The organism is Enterobacter chengduensis, assembly GCF_001984825.2.
GTDB classification, from domain to species: Bacteria; Pseudomonadota; Gammaproteobacteria; order Enterobacterales; family Enterobacteriaceae; genus Enterobacter; species Enterobacter chengduensis.
On record NZ_CP043318.1, the window covers coordinates 2,696,878 to 2,715,596 of the forward strand.

Here is an 18,719-nt window from a genome sequence, read left to right on the forward strand (position 1 = left end):
TTACTAGAGCGCGATACGAATCACGTCGTCAGGCTGGGTGGCTTCCTGCTGGCGGGTAGATTTCTGTTTCACCGTCACGTACAGCGTTTTGCCATCGGCAGACAGCGCCAGGCTGTTCGGGTGGACCGGCGTATCGAACGTTTTGGTCACCCTGTACGTTTTCCCGTCAATCACGCTCACCTTACCGGCTTCACGGTGCGTCACGTACGCTTCATTACGGGCCGGGTTAAACAGGACGGCCAGTGACTCCGGCGCGGCGATTTTCTCGATCACGCTGCCGTCCTTCAGGCTCACTACCAGCACTTCCGGCTGCTTTGAATCGGTCAGGAACGCGCGCTGACCGGCGGCGTCGAGGCTCAGGTTCAGGTAGAAGTGCTCTTTCCCGTCGTCCTGCACTTTTTTACGGCTCAGGATCCTGTTGGTGGCCGTGTCAATCGTTATCAGCTCGCCGTCCGCATTCGTGGTGTATAGACGTTTCGCCTGCGCATCCAGCGCCAGGCCGGTGCTGTAGGTACCGGTATTGGCAATGGTCTCTTTCAGCTTCAGCGTGGCGCCATCGACCACCCAAATCACGCTCTCTTTGCCGACGCCGGTGATGTAAATCGTGTTGCTTGCGTCATCCGCCACCAGCTGGCGCGGCTGCAGCGGTTTGACGGTTTCGCTGCGCTGACGGCCGTCCAGCACCAGGCGCCCTTTCACGTCGCCCGTTTTTGCATCAATAGCCGTTACCGCGCCGCTGATCGTATTGCCGAACCACAGCGTTTGGGTCGCGTTGTCAACGGTGGCACCAAAGGGTTTGAGATCGCTATGGATTGCCTGCGTCACGTCCAGCGTGACCGGATCAAGACGGTAGACAACCCCGCCCTTGTCGGTTTTACGACTTTGTGACGTCGCCACCCACAGCGCATTTTCCTGCTGGCTGACCGCCATTTCATACGCCCCTTTGCCCACCGCTTTGCGCAGCACCTCTTCGGCGGCATGCGCCTGGAACGTCCCGGCAAGCAGTAAGGTGGCAGACAGCAGCGACAGGCTCAGACGCGGCGAGCGCAGATGACGTAAAGACATAACAATTCCTTTTCTGAAAAGTGGGGTTTGGGCTGACATCACTTCCGGCAGACAACGTCATGGCATTGCCTTTTGATAATGAGAATAGTAATCATTAATCAGTTGAATGTGGAGTTTTTCTTTACCCTCTCGCCTTTCATTAACGCAATGTGCGGTTATAGTTTTCAAAACATTTACAAAACCTTTAACATGTATGGACATGTTCCATTTGGTTCGTTTATACACCACAACCGGTTTTATTCATGAAAATCATTTCTGCCCGTAAGGCTTCTCTCCCGCTGCTGCTGGTTCCCGTTGTTTTCGCGCCGCTGACCGCAATGAGCGCGGAGGAACAGACCATGATCGTCAGCGCCACGCCGCAAACCGTATCGGAACTGGATACCCCTGCCGCCATCAGCGTCGTGAATGGCGATGATATGCGCCAGGCCGCGCCCCGCATCAACCTGTCAGAATCGCTTGGCAGCGTACCCGGGCTGCAAATTCAGAACCGTCAGAACTATGCCCAGGATCTCCAGCTTTCGATGCGTGGATTTGGTGCCCGCTCAACCTTTGGCGTGCGCGGGATCCGTATGTACGTCGACGGGATCCCTGCCACCATGCCGGACGGACAGGGCCAGACCTCCAATATCGATCTCTCCAGCGTGGAGAGCGTTGAAGTGCTGCGCGGCCCCTTCTCCGCCCTGTACGGCAACGCCTCCGGCGGCGTGATTAACATCAATACCCAGACCGGACAGCAGCCGCCGACCATTGAAGCCAGCAGCTATTACGGCAGCTACGGGACCTGGCGCTACGGCATGAAGGCCACCGGCGCGATGGGAGATGGCACCCACGCGGGAGACGTGGATTACACCGTTTCCACTACCCGCTTCACCACCACGGGATACCGCGACCACAGCGGCGCGCGGAAGAATCTGGCCAATGCCAAACTTGGCGTGCGTATTGATGACGTCAGCAAGCTGACGCTGATTTTCAACAGCGTGGACATGAAGGCCAACGATCCGGGCGGCCTGAGCTATCAGGAGTGGCAGAGTAACCCGCGCCAGTCTCCGCGCGGCGATCAGTACAACACCCGCAAGACCATCAAGCAGACCCAGGCCGGTCTGCGCTACGATCGCCAGCTCAGCACCCGGGACGACCTCAGCGTAATGATGTACGCCGGCGAGCGTGAAATGACGCAGTACCAGTCGATTCCCTGGCAGCCGCAGCTGAAACCCTCCCACTCCGGCGGGGTGATTGATATGCAGCGTCATTATCAGGGCATTGATACCCGCTGGACGCACCGTGGCGAACTGCTCGTGCCGGTGACCTTTACCACCGGTCTGAACTACGAAAACCTGAGCGAAGATCGTCGCGGCTACGAAAACTTCGTGATGAACAACGGCGTGCCGGACTACGGCGTGAAGGGTGACAAGCGTCGGGACGAACGCAACCTGATGTGGAACGTCGATCCTTATCTGCAAACGAGCTGGCAGCTGACGCAGAAGCTGTCCGTCGATGCGGGGGTGCGCTACAGCTCGGTCTGGTTTGATTCCAACGATCACTACGTTACGCCGGGCAACGGCGATGACAGCGGTGACGCGAGCTACCACAAGTGGCTCCCGGCGGGCTCCGTGAAGTATGCGGTGACGGACGCGTGGAACCTCTATGCGGCCGCAGGACGTGGATTCGAAACGCCGACCATCAACGAACTTTCTTATCGCGCCGATAGCCAGGGCGGCCTGAACATCGGCCTGAAGCCGTCCACGAACAACACGTACGAAGTGGGCAGCAAAACCCGCATCGGCAATGGCCTGCTGACGGCAGCGCTGTTCCGCACCGATACGGATGATGAGATCGTGGTGGATGCCAGCGCGGGCGGACGTACCAGCTATAAAAACGCCGGTAAAACCCGCCGTCAGGGGGCAGAGCTCTCCCTCGACCAGCAGTTTGCCGAGAACTGGAAGCTGAAGCTGGCCTGGACATACCTGGACGCTACCTACCGCACCAACGTCTGCGGCGACGCAGACTGCAACGGTAACCGTATGCCGGGTATCGCCCGCAACATGGGCTACGCCTCGTTTGGCTGGCAGCCGGAGGAAGGCTGGTACGCGGGCTCTGACGTGCGCTACATGAGCGATATCATGGCCGACGACGAGAACACGGCGAAAGCGCCGTCGTATACGGTGGTCGGACTGAACACCGGGTATAAATTCAACTATGGCAACTGGGGCATGGACGTGTTTGGCCGCGTCGATAACCTGTTTGACAAAGAATATGTTGGCTCGGTTATTGTCAACGAGTCCAACGGGCGTTATTACGAGCCTGCGCCAGGCCGTAACTACGGGGTCGGGCTGTCGGTCTCTTATCGCTTCGAGTAAGCAAAAAGAAACGTTTATTATATTTATGAAATAACCCTCCCGAGGGCTTATTGCCCTCGAGAGATATTCACCAGATAAATAATTAGCTGCAGTATATAGTCGCTCTGTTAAATAATCGCTCAGTTAAAATATTGTCGCTGTAAAAGCACATTTGCTTCATCAATCACTTTATCAATCGCCTTCTGACAGGCTATAACATCGCGTCGCTCAAGGGCGGAAAGGAGCTCGTCATAGTGATATGTCGACGCTTTGATGTCGTTAAGCTCCTGATGCAGATAGTTCATACAGGGTCCGATGCGCACCCAGAGCTGCTCAATGAGTGCATTGAGCGTCGGCATTTCCGCATACTGATAAAGCGTAAAGCGGAAGACGCGATTCGCATGAAGCGCCTGCTGAACGTTGCCGTTGCGCATGGCCTCATGGAATGCCTCTGACATGTTGCGCAATATCTCCAGCTTGCCTTCCGACATGTTCTGACAGGCGGCGGCGACCGCCATCGGCTCAAGCTGTTTTCTAATCGCGTTAATCTCGTTATAACGCTCCAGCGTCACCTCCGGAACCAGAAAGGCCTGCGCGGGCGTGGCGTGTAACGCCCCCGATGACACCAGGCGCAAAAGCGCCTCCCGAACCGGGGTAATACTGGTTCCTAATTTATCGGCGATCTCTTTGGTAATCAGTCGCGCCCCAGGTTTGAGCGAGCCTGTAATTAACGCGCCTTTCAAACTGAGTTCAACTTGCATGGTAAGGCTAACCCTTTGGGCTTTTTCTAAGTGATCCAAATCAAGCATGTTCAATTCCTGTAGCTAAAACTTAATGCTATTTTAAGCGTCAGTTAAATAAATGACGCTGTTCCGATATATCCTGTATCGTCATGCCTGGTGGTGGGAAGTACGTAAAAACAGCAAAAAAAAGCAAATTTTGTTTTTTTGGTTTCGGCCCATTCGGTATGCAGGCGCGAAAAACCATGTTCGTTAATTAAAGACAATATATCGTATCTTCACAAATAAATATGGCGGGAAATCCCGCCATAGTGCTTTTTATTTATTGTCAGCCGCGACGCGAATCACGACTTTGCCGAAGTTACGCCCTTCAAGCAGGCCAATCAGCGCCTCGGGAGCGTTCTCAAGCCCGTCCGTCACCTGTTCACGATAGTGAATTTTGCCCTCCTGCACCCAGCGCCCCATCTCTTCCTGGAACTCCTTAATGCGGTGCCCGTAGTCCTGGCCGATGATAAAGCCCTGCATACGAATGCGCTTTTTCAGGATGGTCGCCATCAGGAGCGGCAGGCGGTCCGGCCCCTCGGGCAAACCCGTTGCATTGTAGCCGCTGACCAGGCCACACACGGGCACCCGCGCGGAGGTATTCAGCAAGGGCAGCACGGCGTCAAACACCTTCCCGCCAACGTTTTCATAGTAGACATCAATGCCTTTCGGACAGGCATGCTTTAGCTGCTCGGCAAAATCGGCCGCGTGGTGATCCAGACACTGGTCAAACCCGAGAACCTCAACGGCATGGCGGCATTTTTCAGCCCCACCGGCCACACCGACCACCCGGCAACCTTTGATTTTGCCGATCTGCCCGACGGTTGCGCCCACCGGGCCGGTCGCCGCGGCAACTACCAGCGTTTCACCCGCTTTGGGTTGCCCGATATCCAGTAATCCCATATAGGCGGTAAAGCCCGGCATGCCCAGAATCCCCAGCGCCCAGGAAGGATGCGAGGGATTGTCGCCCAGCTTGACCAGACCGCTGCCGTCGGAAAGTTCATACTCCTGCCAGCCGCTGTAGCCCAGTACCCACTCACCCGGTTTGAAATCGGGATGGTTTGACTGCTCAACGCGGCTAACCGTACCGCCCACCATCACCGCACCAATCTCAACCGGCGGTGAATAGGACGGCGCATCGCTCATGCGCCCGCGCATATAAGGGTCCAGCGACAGCCAGACGGTACGCAGCAAAAGCTGCCCCTCACCCGGTACCGGAACCGACTGCGTTTCCAGACGAAAATTTTCCGCGACCGGCGCCCCCTGAGGACGGGAGGCCAGTACCCAGCGGCGGTTTTGCGAAACAGGTTGATTCATCGGGATCTCCTTCTGGTCAAATGTCATTACAGCCTGGCGCACGTTTGACGTTATCGCATTAGCATTACGAGCCGGACTGGTTGAGCCGTACAACCAGGTAGATACAGGTTTCATTCGTTTCGTTGATGAACCGGCAGTCATTTGGCGGCCCCAGCTCAAGACAGTCTCCGGCGCGCATTTCGTGGCGCGTATCGCCCTCCTGAAACACCAGCTCGCCGGACTGGAGCCAGATAAGCTGACGCGCCAGCGCGTAAGAAGAGGCAGGCATAGGCACATCGCTGCCCGCAGGCAGTTCAACCTGAACAAGGTCGATGGGCAGATCGGTTCGGGGAGAAACATGGCGGCGGAGGTAGTGCGTCTGCGGGTCGCGCCAGACGGGCTGGTTGACGAGGCGCAACAGCTTGCCTTCCTGCATTTCGGCCCGGGCAATCAGCGTGGACATGCTGATGCCAAACGCGCCGGAGAGGCGGGCAAGCAAGGTGGCCGTTGGGCTACTGTCTCCGCGCTCTATCTTGTGGATCATGGCGCGGGAGACGCCTGCCCGGTCAGCAAGCTCGCTCAGGGACCATCCGCGAGACTCGCGCTCCAGGCGAATTCTTGCGCTAATCCGTTGATTCATCGTGTCTGTTATGGTGTTCATGACGTCATACTATAGTGTATGAACGGCATTTCAATCGGCTTTTGATAACAAAAAAATATAGTTTATGCCGTAGCGATCGGGCGATACGGTTGTGTAATATCGTAGCAATAACGTAACACTATAGTGAACAACACACAGAGGGTTAAACATGATCGTTCGTCATGCCTGCAAAGAAGACTGCGCTGCGATAGGCGAAATCTACAACCACGCGGTGCTGCATACCGCCGCGATCTGGAACGATACAACCGTCGATACCGATAATCGCATCGCCTGGTTTGAGGCGCGCACGCTTGCGGGCTATCCGGTTCTGGTGAGTGAAGAAGACGGTGCGGTGACCGGTTACGCCTCGTTCGGCGACTGGCGCGCCTTCGACGGTTTTCGTCATACGGTGGAGCATTCGGTCTACGTGCACCCGGGTCATCAGGGAAAAGGCATTGGCCGCACGCTGATGGTCGCGCTGATTAACGAGGCCCGCGCCATCGGTAAGCACGTGATGGTGGCCGGCATTGAGGCGCAAAACCATGCCTCAATTCACCTCCACGAAACGCTCGGTTTTATCACAACAGGACAAATGCCGCAGGTGGGGACCAAGTTTGGCCGCTGGCTGGACCTAACCTTTATGCAGCTGCAGCTGGACGAGCGCAGCGATCCGGACGCTATCCCATGAATCAGTCACTGACGCTGGCGTTCCTGGTGGCGGCGGGGATCGGCCTGGTGGTGCAAAACACCTTAATGGTGCGTATCACCCAGAGCTCCTCCACCATTATTATCGCGATGCTGCTGAACTCTCTGGTCGGCATTGTGCTGTTTGTCAGCATTCTGCTGCTGAAGCAGGGCGTCGCCGGGTTTAGCGAGCTGGCCGCAACGGTGCGCTGGTGGACGCTTATTCCTGGGCTGCTGGGGTCGTTCTTCGTGTTTGCCAGCATTAGCGGGTATCAGAACGTCGGCGCGGCGACGACCATCGCCGTGCTGGTGGCAAGCCAGCTGATTGGCGGGCTGGTGCTGGACGTGCTGAGAAGCCATGGCGTTCCGCTGCGCGCCCTGATTGGCCCGGCGTGCGGCGCGGTGATGCTGGTGGTGGGAGCCTGGCTGGTGGCGAGACGCCAGTTTTGATCGTTACAGTATGGTGCCGCCTTTGGTCAGCTGTTCCTGACGCGCGTCCATCTCCTCTTTATGCTGCTTGCCGTGGTGCGAAATCGCGGTACGCAGGCGCTGCTGCTGGGCGTAGCGGTCTTCACGGCTAAGCTCTGCATCATCGCTTAATTCAATCAGCAGTTCGTTCATGTGGGCAATGACGCTCTCGTCGATGGCGGCATCGACGCGGGCGGTAACGTCGTTTAAATGTGACATTGTCACTCCTCGTGAATTGCCGGGTGGCGGCTACGCCTTACCCGGCCTACAGGGGGAACCGTAGGCCCGGTAAGCGCAGCGCCACCGGGCACACGATCAGTTCAGCTTCGCTTTAGAGAAATCGCTGCCCATCAGGCTCACGCTGTATCCGGTCACGTTGCTGCGGGTCGCGTAGAACGTTTTGCCGTTAGCCAGCGCGATCCACGGCGCCTGCTGGTAGAAAATCTCCTGCGCCTGACCGTAGAGCTTCGCGCGCTCGGCCTGGCTGCTGGTCAGCTTCGCTTTTTGTACAAGGGCATCATACCCCTTATCACACCAGCGCGCGGCGTTTGATCCGGTTTTAATGCTGCTGCAGCCGAGCAGCACGTCGGCAAAGTTGTCCGGGTCGCCGTTATCGGACATCCAGCCAAACAGCGCGGCGTCATGTTCGCCTTTACGCATTCCGGAGAGATATTCGCCCCACTCGTAGGAGACAATTTTGGCCTTCACGCCGACTTTCGCCCAGTCGCTCTGAATCATCTCCGCGATACGACGCGAGTTCGGGTTATACGGACGCTGAACCGGCATTGACCACAGCGTAACTTCCGCCCCCTTCTCCAGGCCCGCCTGCTTCAGCAGGGCTTTCGCTTTTTCAGGATCGTAGCCGTAGTCCTTCAGGTCTTTATTAAAGCCCAGCATATTTGGCGGGATCGGCGATTTTGCCACCGTACCCGATCCCATAAAGACCGCATTCACGATAGCCTTCTTGTCGGTCGCGTAGTTCAGCGCCTGACGCACCAGCACGTTATCAAACGGTTTTTTCTCGGTGTTAAACGCCAGATAGCCGACGTTCAGGGCATCGACCGAGTGCAGCGTCAGGTCTTTATTGTTCTTGATGACGTCAAACTGAACCGGAGACGGTGCAGGAATAATCTGGCACTCGTTGGTCTGCAGCTTCGCCAGTCGGGTTTCCACGTTCGGCGTAATCGAGAAGATGAGATGCTTCGTCGGCACGTCGCCTTCCCAGTAGTTCGGGTTCGCGACGTAGCGGATCAGCGAATCCACCTTGTACTGCTGCAGCACGTATGGCCCGGTACCGATCGGCCAGGTGTCGACGTTTTCAGGCGTGCCTTTTTTCAGCATCGCGTCGGCGTATTCGGCGGAAAGAATGGAGGCGAAATCCATCCCCCAGTCGGCCAGAAACGCGGCGTTGGGTTCACTGAGGGTGAACTGCACGTGGTAATCATCAACCTTTTTAACGTCCTGGATCAGCTTGTCGAGCCCCACGTCGTTAAAGTATTCGTAGTTGCCCTGCGACACGTTGTGATACGGGTGCTTAGGGTCTTTCTGACGCATAACCGAGAAAATAACGTCATCGGCGTTAAAGTCGCGCGTCGGTTTGAAGTACTTGTTGCTGTTGAACTTCACCCCTTTGCGCAGGGCAAAGGTATAGGTCTTACCGTCCGGTGAGATCGTCCAGGACTCCGCCAGCGACGGAACCGGGGTGTTTTTCACCGGGTCGAAATTGATCAGGCGGTTGTACAGCACCTGAGAGCTGGCCACAAAAGAGGGGCCAGAGCTGGCGATTTGCGGGTTGAAGGATTCGGGGGACGCTTCTGAACAGTAAATAAGCGTATCGTTGTTTGCCGCCCATGCGGCACCGGCTGGTAGCAGCGCGCTCAGCGCAAGGGCGAGCAGTGTTTTCCCTGTAGACATGGTTATAACCCTGACAGTTTTATTATATAAGAGAGTAATAACAGCACAGCCGTTATGACCTGGCAAATAACGAAACACTATCAGGTTATTCTAAAGCCGCGTTTTTTGCTGATTTTACAGCCAGCGCCCAACGCGGTGATTTGCCTTAAGGCCCATTATTCGTCAAGCACAACCGTCACTTTCTATGCCGCAAGAAATCGGCCCTTTTAGCGTCTCTTCTGCCGTTTGGTTGCTTCTTCATTTCGTTAAAGTAACGGTGTGAAGAAGTATATGGGATCAAATCGTGGCAAAAACTCTTTTACGCAGCGGTAACCTGGATGACTTTCAGGCCGTTGGCGGCGGCGGACAAGCCGTTTTTGAATCAGCGTTACAAATCCGGGAAGCGCTCCGGTTACGCAAACAGCAGGCCATCGTCGAATGTCTGGCGATCCCTCAGGTCAACGACAGCGGCGACCGCGTGGACTGGTATTCCCCGGTTGAAGGGAGCGTAACCAGCTGGAAAGCGGCCGATGAAGACGATCGTTACCGCGCCCTGCGTTATCTGGAAAACACGCTGGCCAGCGTCGAGTCGCTCAGCAAAAAATGCCTCCAGTCGCCCAAAACCGCCCAGCAGCTTTTTGGCTCCCTGCTGTCGAAGGCGTTTCAATTCCCGGGGGAAAACTTCCTCTTCCTGGTAGACGGAAAGCCGGTCATCTGCTTCTGGGGGTTTGTAAACCTGAACGAGAACGCGCGCGACGATGTTCTCGACTGCCTGCGTGAGTCCCTGATCCCTGAACCTGCCCCCGTTGTGATTGCCGATCCGGAGCCCGAGCCTGAACCCGAACCGATCGTCACCTTTGAACACGCAGACGAGCCGCTGATCGCCCCTTCCACGGTGGTGCGCATTACCCCGGACGAACTGTATGCGCCCGGGCCCGCCCCGGCTGTTGCGCAACCCGCTCAGGAACCGGCCCCGCCGATCGTCGCGAAAAAGCGCCGCGTTCCCCTGTGGACGCTACCGGCTGCCGTCGCGATCGTCGCCGCCATCACCGCCCCGCTGCTGTGGCCAAAACAGGCCCCTTCCGCTGCGCCCGCACACGCCGCCGCGCCGGAACCGGTGGAGATTGCGCCGAAGCCGATCAAGGCGGTTGAGCCGCTGGCGATGACGTTACCGCTGCATCAGGCAGAGGTGCTGGCAAGCAAGGAAAAAGAACCTGCTCCAGCGCCTGCGCCGCAGCCCGCTCCGGTAGTGATTGTCGCCATCCCGAAAGACGCCATGGTGATGGAGGCGAATCAGGTAAAAGCGGGATCGACGCGCTTCCTGAACGGCACCTGGCGTGCGGTTCTCGACGTGAAAGATCCGGTCACCGGCAAGCCGCCGTCAATGCGCTATCAGATCCAGAACAATAAAGGCTTCGCCCGGGTTGTCCATGGCGATAACGTTGTCTGCCGCGCGGAGGTGTTCTCCGGCCTGCACAGCAACGGCGAGCTGATGATTAAAAGTCGCAGCACCGCCCGCTGCACCGACGGCTCCCGCTACCCGATGCCGGAAATTGCCTGTAAAGCAGGCACCAGCGATATCGCAGAATGTCGCGCCCGTTATGATGCCAACACCGTCGTCCCACTGACGTTTAAGAAAGCAGGTGCCTGATCCTATGCTGGTAAATCTTTGCGACTATAAACAAAGCGTCACGCTTATTGCCAACAGCGGCGTGCAGTTCCTTGATTTCGGCCTGACGCCGCAGGACCTGGCCAGCAACGGACGCTTCGTACGTAAAACCGCGAACGGCCCGCTTTTGCGCCTCGATTTCGACCTGGTCAACGGTCGCTATACCCTGCCGGCCATGAACGGCGGGCAGCCTGAAGTGGTCAAGCCGGAAACCACTATCCCGCTGCATCAGTCTCTGGCGGTGCTGGACGGCGTCTGGCTTCCGGTTCCGTTCCTGCGCTTCAACCCGCCGCGCACCTTTGTTGAGGGGCCGGATAACTGGGCCCGCGTTCAGGTGCGCAGGCTTGACACCCCGGATACGGCAGGCAACACGCACCGCGTCACGCTCGCCCTCGACAGCCAGATTGCCGAACATGCCACGTCCGCACTCTCGCCGGTAGAAAACGATATTCTGAACGGGACCCGCTTCGCGCTGGCCTGGCGAGACAGCGAAGTAGAAAGTTTCCTCGATCAGACCTGGATTGACGGCTGGCTGCGCGAGGCGTTTACCCAGTATGCCGACGGCGTTGAAAGCCGCTCGGAACGCGATCTCCAGCAGGCGATGCGCGGCTTTGAATATCAGGCCCACTGGCTGAACCTGATGACCATGCTCGGTGAACAGCTCACCGTGCCGGAAGTGAAATTTGTCACCCACACGCTCAGCACGCCGGCCATTCCGGTCGACCTGATCCTCGACGTGGGCAATACCCACACATGCGGCGTCATTATTGAAGACCATGGCGATGCCAACGATGGGCTGCGCCAGACCGCCGAGCTGCAGGTCCGCTCGCTCAGCGAGCCGCAGTTCCTGAACGAGCCGCTGTTCACCAGCCGTCTCGAGTTTTCGGAAGCGCGTTTTGGCAAACAGCACTTCTCGGTTGAAAGCGGTCGCGAAGATGCCTTTGTCTGGCCGTCGATTGTTCGCGTTGGCGATGAAGCCCGCAAGCTGGCGATGCAGCGTCTGGGAACCGAGGGCAACAGCGGCATCTCCAGCCCGCGTCGCTACCTGTGGGATGAAACGCCGGTCGTGCAGGACTGGCGCTTTAGCCAGATGAACAGTAAGACCCAGCGTGAACCGCTTGCCACCGCGTTTCCGCTGATGAACCTGATGAACGATGACGGCGAGCCGCTCTTCACGCTGCCGCAGGACGAGCGCCTGCCGGTCTTCTCGCCGCAGTACAGCCGCAGCACCCTGATGACGCACATGCTGTGCGAGCTGCTGGCACAGGCGCTGGGCCAGATCAACAGCGTCGCCACGCGCCTGCGCCTGGGCTTCCCGGCCTCGCCGCGCCAGCTGCGCACCCTGATCCTGACCCTGCCTTCGGCCATGCCAAAGCAGGAGCGCGAGATCTTCCGTCGTCGCATGTTTGAAGCCATCGCCATCGTCTGGAAAGCAATGGGCTGGCATCCGCAGGATGAGGATTTTGTCACCCGTAAACAGCAGGATAAATGCGTGGTGCCGGTACCTGAAATCCAGATGGAGTGGGATGAAGCCAGCTGCGGCCAGCTGGTCTGGCTGTACAACGAAGCCATCTCCCGCTTTGGCGGCCAGACGGAAGCCTTCTTTGCCTCCCTGGCCCGCCCGGACCGTGAGCCTGAACCGGGTAGCCAGCCGGGCCGCGCCCTGCGCGTCGCGTCTATCGACATCGGCGGTGGCACAACGGATATGGCGATCACCCATTACCAGCTGGATGACGGCTCCGGCAATAACGTCAAAATCACGCCGCAACTGCTGTTCCGCGAAGGGTTTAAAGTGGCGGGCGACGATACGCTGCTGGACGTGATTCAGCGCTACGTGCTGCCTGCCCTGCAAACGCAGCTGCAGAAATCCGGTATCGCTGACGCCTCGCTGCTGATGGCCTCGCTGTTCGGCGACTCCGGACGCATCGATACCCAGGCCGTACTGCGCCAGCAGACGGCGCTTCAGCTCTTTATGCCGATTGGCCATGCCATTCTTGCCGCGTGGGAATCCAGCGACGTTGACGATCCGCTGGCCGGTCTGCATGCCACCTTTGGCGATCTCCTGGCGCAAAAGCCGACCCGCAACGTGATGAATTACCTGCAGCAGGCGATCGATCATGCCCTGCCCGCGGGTTCCGACGCGTTTGATCTGTTCGCCGTGCCGCTGCACGTCAATTTCCGCGAAATGCAGGATGCGATGCTGGCCGGGCAGTTTACGCTGGCCTCCCCGCTCCACGCGGTGTGCGAGGCGATATCCCACTACGGCTGCGACATTCTGCTGATCACCGGTCGTCCAGGCTGCCTGCCTGGGGTTCAGGCGCTGATTCGTCATCTGCAGCCGGTGCCGGTCAACCGCATCGTCTGGCTGGATAAATACCAGGTGCACGAATGGTATCCGTTCAGCCAGCAGGGACGCATTGGCAACCCGAAATCAACGGCCGCCGTGGGGGCCATGCTCTGCAGCCTGGCGCTCGACCTGCGTCTGCCGCGCTTCAACTTTAAGGCCGCGGACATTGGCGCGTACTCCACCGTGCGCTATCTCGGCGTGCTGGATAACACCGTTAATACCCTGCGCGAGGAAAACGTCTGGTATCAGGATATCGATCTCGATAAACCCGGCGCGAAGCTCGACGCGCGTCTGCACTTCCCGCTGCGCGGTAACGTGACCCTCGGCTTCCGCCAGCTGGCGAACGCGCGCTGGCCCGCCACGCCGCTCTACACGCTCAGCATTAACTCGGCTGAACTGGCGAAAGCGATTGCCGGTGACGGCGTGCTGAACGTGCGGCTCAAGCTCTGCGGCGGCAGCAAGCAGGAAGGTCCGGAGGCCTTCGAGCTGAGCGACGCCTGGCTGCAGGACGGCACCCCGGTGGCGCCTGACGCATTAACCTTCAAACTGAATACCCTGGCCGACCGCCGACACAGCGGCAGCCACTACTGGATCGACAGCGGGAGCGTATACCTGAAATGACAGCGACGACGACCACCACTCAGGCCTTAATCGGGTGGATTAATGAGACGCGCCTGAACGCCCCTGTGCTGGATAACGATGCCGACGCCCTGCTTGCCCGCATCAACGCGGCGCAGGCGCGGGAGCAGGCCATTGAACGCGCCATGGCCCGCCAGAGCAGCATTGGGCTTTACGGTCATTCGCAGAGCGCGAAAGCGCACCTGCTGTTATCGCTGTGCGGCAGCGGTAATGGACGCCTGAACGTGACGCCCGGCCAGCGCACCTTTGACTATTTTTCGCATATCAATCCGGGGCACGCCCTGACCAACATGGCCGTCCGCTTCACCCGGGAAAACCCGGAGGTGGCTGATGACGCGTTTCCGCTGCGACTGCGTCTGGTCTCCGAGGCCGAGCTGGTACAGCTGTTTATTGCCCGCACGACGCTGCATCCGCAGATGCGCGCGGTGGATAAGGCGGTCATTGAGGCACGTCTGGAGAAATGGCGCGGGCTGCGCCAGCCGCAGGGCGTGCCCGGCATCACGGCGCAGGAGGTGGGTGCCATTGCCCGCTTCTGGCAGAGCACCGTCCCCGCCGCTAAGCAGCAAATTGATGATGCCCTTTGGCACGCGTTTGCCCAGCTGGTGCCATCACTCGATCTCAGCACGCGGGCCAGCGTATGGTCGCTGCTGTGGGGGGAGCAGCAGGAGCTGACCCAGCAGTGGTTAAAACTGGCCCACGTGCTGCATCAGACCAGCCATGCCAGCGAGCTTGCTGCCCCGCTTAGCCTGCTGGTGGACAGCTTTGGGCTGCCGGGTGAAGGGTTCCTGACGCACGACGGCACGTTAGATCTTCAGGACGCGCAGGAGACGCTGCTTCATCCGCTGAACGGCGGTGAGATGCTTAACGCCATCAGCCTCCCGGTCGACGTGCTGGCCTTACTGACCCGCGAGCTGGTACTGCCGGTTGAGAACGGCGCGCTGGACCGCGTCGACATTATTGATATTCCGGTGTTTGAAGATAACCGAGCCGACCCGCTGCGCCAGGCAAAATCCCAGTGGCTGCTTGAGCATTACCGTCAGCAGCTTCAGCCGGATGTGCTGGTGATTTGCAACGCGACGGCGCAGCACGAACAGACGGCCAAAAAAGCAAAAGTGCTGATGAACTGGGTGAAGGAGACGCAGCCTGCTGAGGAATCGGCCCTGCCGGGGCTGGTGTGGGCGATTACCCCACACGACGCCCGCTTTACCACCCGGCAAAATCTTGATGAGGCCGTACAGCACCTGCTCGGAAAGCCGGGGCTACGCTGGGGCACGCTGCAGGCGCTGGACAGCCACAGCATGCAGCGCGTCGTCGAGTGGCTGTCTCAGGCCACGCTACCCGCCCAGCGACAGAAGCGTCTCGGCACGCTGAACGCCTTGCTGCGCCAGGAGCTTACGTCGCTGATGCATAGCTATCTGGCGCCGCTGGTTGAGGAGCCGGGGACAAGACGCGCTCAGGCCGAAAACATGGTGCGCATGCTGCAGAGCAGCGCCGCCCGCCACGGCGAACTGCTTGAAGGTCTTTTGCCGCCGCTGAAAGCTTTTGAAACGCTGCTCGCCGTTCAGCAGCCTCGCGAGGAGCAGGTGAACGGGCTGTTTACGGACACCATTGACCTGTTTGCCGAGAGTGCGCAGGAAAGCACCGGCCTGTTCCAGACAAAAGACAAAGCGCGTCTCGCGCACCGGGTCTGGATCAACCATCTGCGCCAGTGGAGCCGCAATGAGGCCACGGCCGCCCGTCTCGGGCTGGAACCTGCGGTGTTACAGCAAATCGCGGACGTGCTGGTGGTCACCAGCTACCGGCTTGATCTGCCTCAGCAGCTGCAGCGTATTGTCGAAGCGGACAAAAGCAGCGCTGCACAACTGCATGCCGTGATGGGCAATTTCATTGGCTGGCTGGGTTACGACCAGACGCCCGTGACGGCACGTCCGGCAAGCCGCGTTCGCAAGGGCCAGGCCATCTTCGTCACGCCGGTGGTCAGCAGCGGCGAGCCGCGTTTGACACGCCTGGGGGAACAGCCTGTGCATGCGGCCACCGCGTACGTTTACGACTGGCTGGTTGCGCTCTATAGCCGCGCGATCGAGAACATCGATTACCAGCATCCGCAGGATGTTCAGCATGACGCGCGTCGGGCACTGCGGGCTTTAATAATGTAGCCTTTCTTGCCGGGTGGCGCTGCGCTTACCCGGCCTACATTCCGCCATAATATCAATACATTGCACAATTCATCGTAGGCCCGTGCAAGCGTAGCGCCGCCGGGCGGAACTCACAGAATGCACGTTGCCATACACCCGGCTAACGTCTGTGCCAGTGCTGACGGATTCTCCCACGACATAGAATGCCCCGCCGCAGGGATAATTTTTACCTCAACGCCTTTCTGCTACAGATTATCAACATCGTCGTCAGGCAGAGAATGTTCGCCGAAGATTAGCGTCACCGGGCACGTGAGCGACAGGAATTGCGTTTCCCACACTGGCATTACACCCTCAACCAGGCTCTTTGCTCCGCGCCAGACGGCATGCGGCGCATTGCTCTGCAGGCACCCCGCCCACGCCGTTTTTTCTGCACCGAGCATGGCGTCATAGCCCTGCGTCACAAACTGTTGCTCGGTTTGCGCTGCAATAGACCGGCTGAACATTCCCCCACCCGCATGAAAATTCGGTTCCGACACCATCAGCCCCTTCACGCGCCCTGTCAGCAGCCCCGCCGTTTCGATAGCAATACTGCCGCCCATGCTGTGGCCGTATAGCCAGAAGGCATCCAGCTTAAGGTGGTTAATCAGTTCCGCGACAACGCGCGCCTGGTCGGTGGTTTTATAGCCGTAGTGCTCAGGCCTGTCGCTGTAGCCGCTGCCGGGCAAGTCGATGAGAATCGCTCTGCGCGCGCCAAACAGCGGGTCATGAACGACGCGGGGATATTCATAGGAAGAGGCGCAGCCCAGCCCGTGAATGAACACCACGGGATCGCCGGTGCCGGGCAGATCATGCCAGCGCACGTTGCAACTGGCCTGCTGCGAGTAAAAACTGTTCATAAGCACTCCTTTTACGATGCACTGTTTATTTATACAGTTACCGTAGCTGGAATGCCATATTCATCTTTTAAAAATGGAAGCGTGCTTCAGAAAAGCGAGACCAGCAGCGCAACCGGAAAGCTCATTGGCCAGGTTGACCCCACCAGAAAAGCGCTGAGCAGGCGGATACGTTTGCGGTCTTTGGAGAGGAACCAGGTAATTAATGCGCAGATGGCAGCCATGATTGCGTAAAAAACCAACATCTTTTGATACAACGTCATTCTGTACACCAGAGCCGAAAAAATAACCGCACGCAATATGCGTCATATGTTGATACAGATCAAGTTTTTTCGTTACAGAATAACCACTTAAAGTGCATGGCTAATAACAACTGAGTAGTTTGCTTAACACGTATGGCGGGCTGGCGAACGCCTGGCCGCGCGTGCGGCCAGGCAGGGCGGGCTTAGTGTTTGATCATGACGTGCCGCACGACCGTATAGTCCTCAAGCCCGTAGACCGACATATCTTTGCCGTAGCCGGATAATTTCATGCCGCCGTGCGGCATCTCGCTCACCAGCATAAAATGGGTATTCACCCAGGTGCAGCCGTACTGCAGGCGCGCGCTCAGGCGGTGGGCGCGCCCCACGTCCTGGGTCCAGACCGATGACGCCAGGCCATACTGCGAATCGTTCGCCCAGGCCAGCACCTGCGCCTCGTCGTCAAACTCGGTGACGCTCACCACCGGGCCAAACACCTCGCGCTGAACGATGGCGTCGTCCTGTTTTGCCCCCGCCAGCAGGGTTGGCTGGAAGTAGTAGCCCGCCCCCTCGCCTTTGCTTCCGCCCGTGACCACGCGGATATGATCGAGCGCTTTCGCCTCATCGACGGCCTGGCAGACGCGCGAAAGATGGGCCGCCGAGCTGAGCGGCCCCAGTTCCGTCGCGGCATCTTCCGGCGCGCCCATGTTGAGGCTGGCGACCGCTGCGCCCAGCTTTTCCACCAGCGCGGCATAAATGCCCTTCTGGGCATAAATGCGGCAGGCCGCCGTACAGTCCTGTCCGGCATTGTAGAAACCAAACGTCCGCACCCCTTCGACCACCGCATCAAGGTCGGCATCATCAAAGACGATCACCGGCGCTTTACCGCCCAGCTCCATGTGGGTGCGTTTAATGGAGGACGCCGTATGGCCGATGATGTGCTCCCCGGTCGCAATTGAACCGGTCAGCGAGACCATACGCACTTTTTCATGTCCGGTAAGCGGGTCGCCGACCGTTTTCCCGCGACCAAACAGGACGTTCAGGACGCCCGCCGGGAAGATATCTTTTGCCAGCTCGCCCAGCTTCAGCGCGGTCAGCGGCGTGATCTCTGAGGGTTTAATCACCACGCAGTTCCCTGCCGCCAGCGCGGGCGCCAGTTTCCACGCGGCCATCATCAGCGGGTAGTTCCAGGGGGCAATAGAGGCCACCACCCCCACCGGATCGCGGCGGATCATCGACGTGTGGCCATCAAGGTACTCCCCGGCGGCCAGGCCGTTCAGGCAGCGGGCGGCCCCGGCAAAGAAACGGAAAACGTCGACCACCGCCGGAATTTCATCGCCCAGCGCGCAGTGCAGCGGCTTGCCGCAGTTGAGGGATTCGAGCCGGGCAAACTCCTCGCCGTGCGCTTCAATCGCATCCGCCAGCTTCAGCAGGCACTCGGCGCGCGTCTTCGGCGTGGTTTGCCCCCACTCCACAAAAGCACGGTCGGCCGCCAGAACCGCCGCGTCGACCTGCGCCGCCGACGCCTCAGCAATCTCCAGCAGGCGCTCTCCGGTGGCCGGGTTATAGACCGGCTGTTTTTCTCCCTCTCCGGTTACCAGTTTTCCCTCTATCAGCAGTTGTGTTTGCATAG

The 18,719-nt window shown here is 58.8% G+C and carries 14 protein-coding genes and 1 pseudogene; 6 read left to right on the forward strand and 9 right to left on the reverse strand.

What is annotated here, in order from left to right; all coding sequences use genetic code 11:
• Nucleotides 1-3: 3 nt before the first annotated feature.
• Nucleotides 4-1,065 carry a 7-bladed beta-propeller protein YncE gene (gene yncE, locus FY206_RS13140; RefSeq protein WP_032640810.1) on the reverse strand — a complete coding sequence of 354 codons (1,062 nt, stop codon included), beginning with the start codon at nucleotides 1,063-1,065 and terminating at the stop codon, nucleotides 4-6.
• A gap of 242 nt (nucleotides 1,066-1,307) precedes the next feature.
• Here yncE and pqqU point away from each other — a divergent pair, with 242 nt between their 5' ends.
• A complete protein-coding gene (gene pqqU / locus FY206_RS13145; protein WP_032640813.1) occupies nucleotides 1,308-3,422 on the forward strand; it encodes a TonB-dependent receptor PqqU in 2,115 nt (704 codons plus the stop codon).
• A 119-nt stretch (nucleotides 3,423-3,541) separates the two neighbouring features.
• Here the strand turns inward: pqqU and FY206_RS13150 are convergent, their stop codons facing one another.
• The 3 genes from FY206_RS13150 to FY206_RS13160 form a co-directional block, all read right to left on the reverse strand.
• On the reverse strand, nucleotides 3,542-4,210 hold the full coding sequence (locus FY206_RS13150; protein ID WP_032640816.1) for a GntR family transcriptional regulator: 669 nt from the start codon (nucleotides 4,208-4,210) through the stop codon (nucleotides 3,542-3,544).
• 249 nt (nucleotides 4,211-4,459) lie between these two features.
• On the reverse strand, nucleotides 4,460-5,500 hold the full coding sequence (locus tag FY206_RS13155) for an NADP-dependent oxidoreductase (RefSeq protein WP_045890086.1): 1,041 nt from the start codon (nucleotides 5,498-5,500) through the stop codon (nucleotides 4,460-4,462).
• Nucleotides 5,501-5,564: 64 nt separating this feature from the next.
• Nucleotides 5,565-6,140, reverse strand: coding sequence for a helix-turn-helix domain-containing protein (locus FY206_RS13160; RefSeq protein WP_077064027.1), 576 nt, complete (start codon nucleotides 6,138-6,140; stop codon nucleotides 5,565-5,567).
• Nucleotides 6,141-6,288: 148 nt separating this feature from the next.
• Between FY206_RS13160 and FY206_RS13165 the strand changes: the two genes are divergently transcribed.
• Both FY206_RS13165 and FY206_RS13170 read left to right on the forward strand, forming a co-directional pair.
• Nucleotides 6,289-6,807 carry a GNAT family N-acetyltransferase gene (locus FY206_RS13165; RefSeq protein WP_032640822.1) on the forward strand — a complete coding sequence of 173 codons (519 nt, stop codon included), beginning with the start codon at nucleotides 6,289-6,291 and terminating at the stop codon, nucleotides 6,805-6,807.
• Nucleotides 6,804-7,253, forward strand: a complete 450-nt coding sequence (locus tag FY206_RS13170; RefSeq protein ID WP_032640824.1) for a DMT family transporter — start codon at nucleotides 6,804-6,806, stop codon at nucleotides 7,251-7,253. Before FY206_RS13165 ends, FY206_RS13170 begins: the two co-directional genes overlap by 4 nt.
• Before the next feature lie 3 nt (nucleotides 7,254-7,256).
• Here the strand turns inward: FY206_RS13170 and FY206_RS13175 are convergent, their stop codons facing one another.
• Nucleotides 7,257-7,490 (reverse strand): YdcY family protein, encoded by a 234-nt coding sequence (locus FY206_RS13175; RefSeq protein WP_032640825.1) that lies wholly within the window; start codon nucleotides 7,488-7,490, stop codon nucleotides 7,257-7,259.
• 96 nt (nucleotides 7,491-7,586) lie between these two features.
• The gene (locus FY206_RS13180) at nucleotides 7,587-9,185 is read right to left on the reverse strand and encodes an ABC transporter substrate-binding protein (protein ID WP_032640828.1); all 1,599 of its coding nucleotides are present in this window, start codon (nucleotides 9,183-9,185) and stop codon (nucleotides 7,587-7,589) included.
• 283 nt (nucleotides 9,186-9,468) lie between these two features.
• Here FY206_RS13180 and FY206_RS13185 point away from each other — a divergent pair, with 283 nt between their 5' ends.
• The 3 genes from FY206_RS13185 to FY206_RS13195 are packed head-to-tail and all read left to right on the forward strand — an operon-like array spanning nucleotide 9,469 to nucleotide 15,975.
• Nucleotides 9,469-10,815, forward strand: a complete 1,347-nt coding sequence (locus tag FY206_RS13185; RefSeq protein WP_032640830.1) for an SrfA family protein — start codon at nucleotides 9,469-9,471, stop codon at nucleotides 10,813-10,815.
• A 4-nt stretch (nucleotides 10,816-10,819) separates the two neighbouring features.
• Nucleotides 10,820-13,801 carry a virulence factor SrfB gene (locus tag FY206_RS13190; protein WP_077064028.1) on the forward strand — a complete coding sequence of 994 codons (2,982 nt, stop codon included), beginning with the start codon at nucleotides 10,820-10,822 and terminating at the stop codon, nucleotides 13,799-13,801.
• On the forward strand, nucleotides 13,798-15,975 hold the full coding sequence (locus tag FY206_RS13195; protein WP_032640834.1) for a virulence factor SrfC family protein: 2,178 nt from the start codon (nucleotides 13,798-13,800) through the stop codon (nucleotides 15,973-15,975). Before FY206_RS13190 ends, FY206_RS13195 begins: the two co-directional genes overlap by 4 nt.
• Nucleotides 15,976-16,085: 110 nt before the next feature.
• Here the strand turns inward: FY206_RS13195 and FY206_RS13200 are convergent.
• The 3 genes and pseudogenes from FY206_RS13200 to patD form a co-directional block, all read right to left on the reverse strand.
• A pseudogene (locus FY206_RS13200) lies at nucleotides 16,086-16,850 on the reverse strand (alpha/beta fold hydrolase).
• Between the two features lie 86 nt (nucleotides 16,851-16,936).
• Nucleotides 16,937-17,110 (reverse strand): GhoT/OrtT family toxin, encoded by a 174-nt coding sequence (locus FY206_RS13205; protein WP_032640836.1) that lies wholly within the window; start codon nucleotides 17,108-17,110, stop codon nucleotides 16,937-16,939.
• Between the two features lie 182 nt (nucleotides 17,111-17,292).
• A complete protein-coding gene (patD, locus tag FY206_RS13210; protein WP_032640838.1) occupies nucleotides 17,293-18,717 on the reverse strand; it encodes an aminobutyraldehyde dehydrogenase in 1,425 nt (474 codons plus the stop codon).
• Nucleotides 18,718-18,719: the final 2 nt, after the last annotated feature.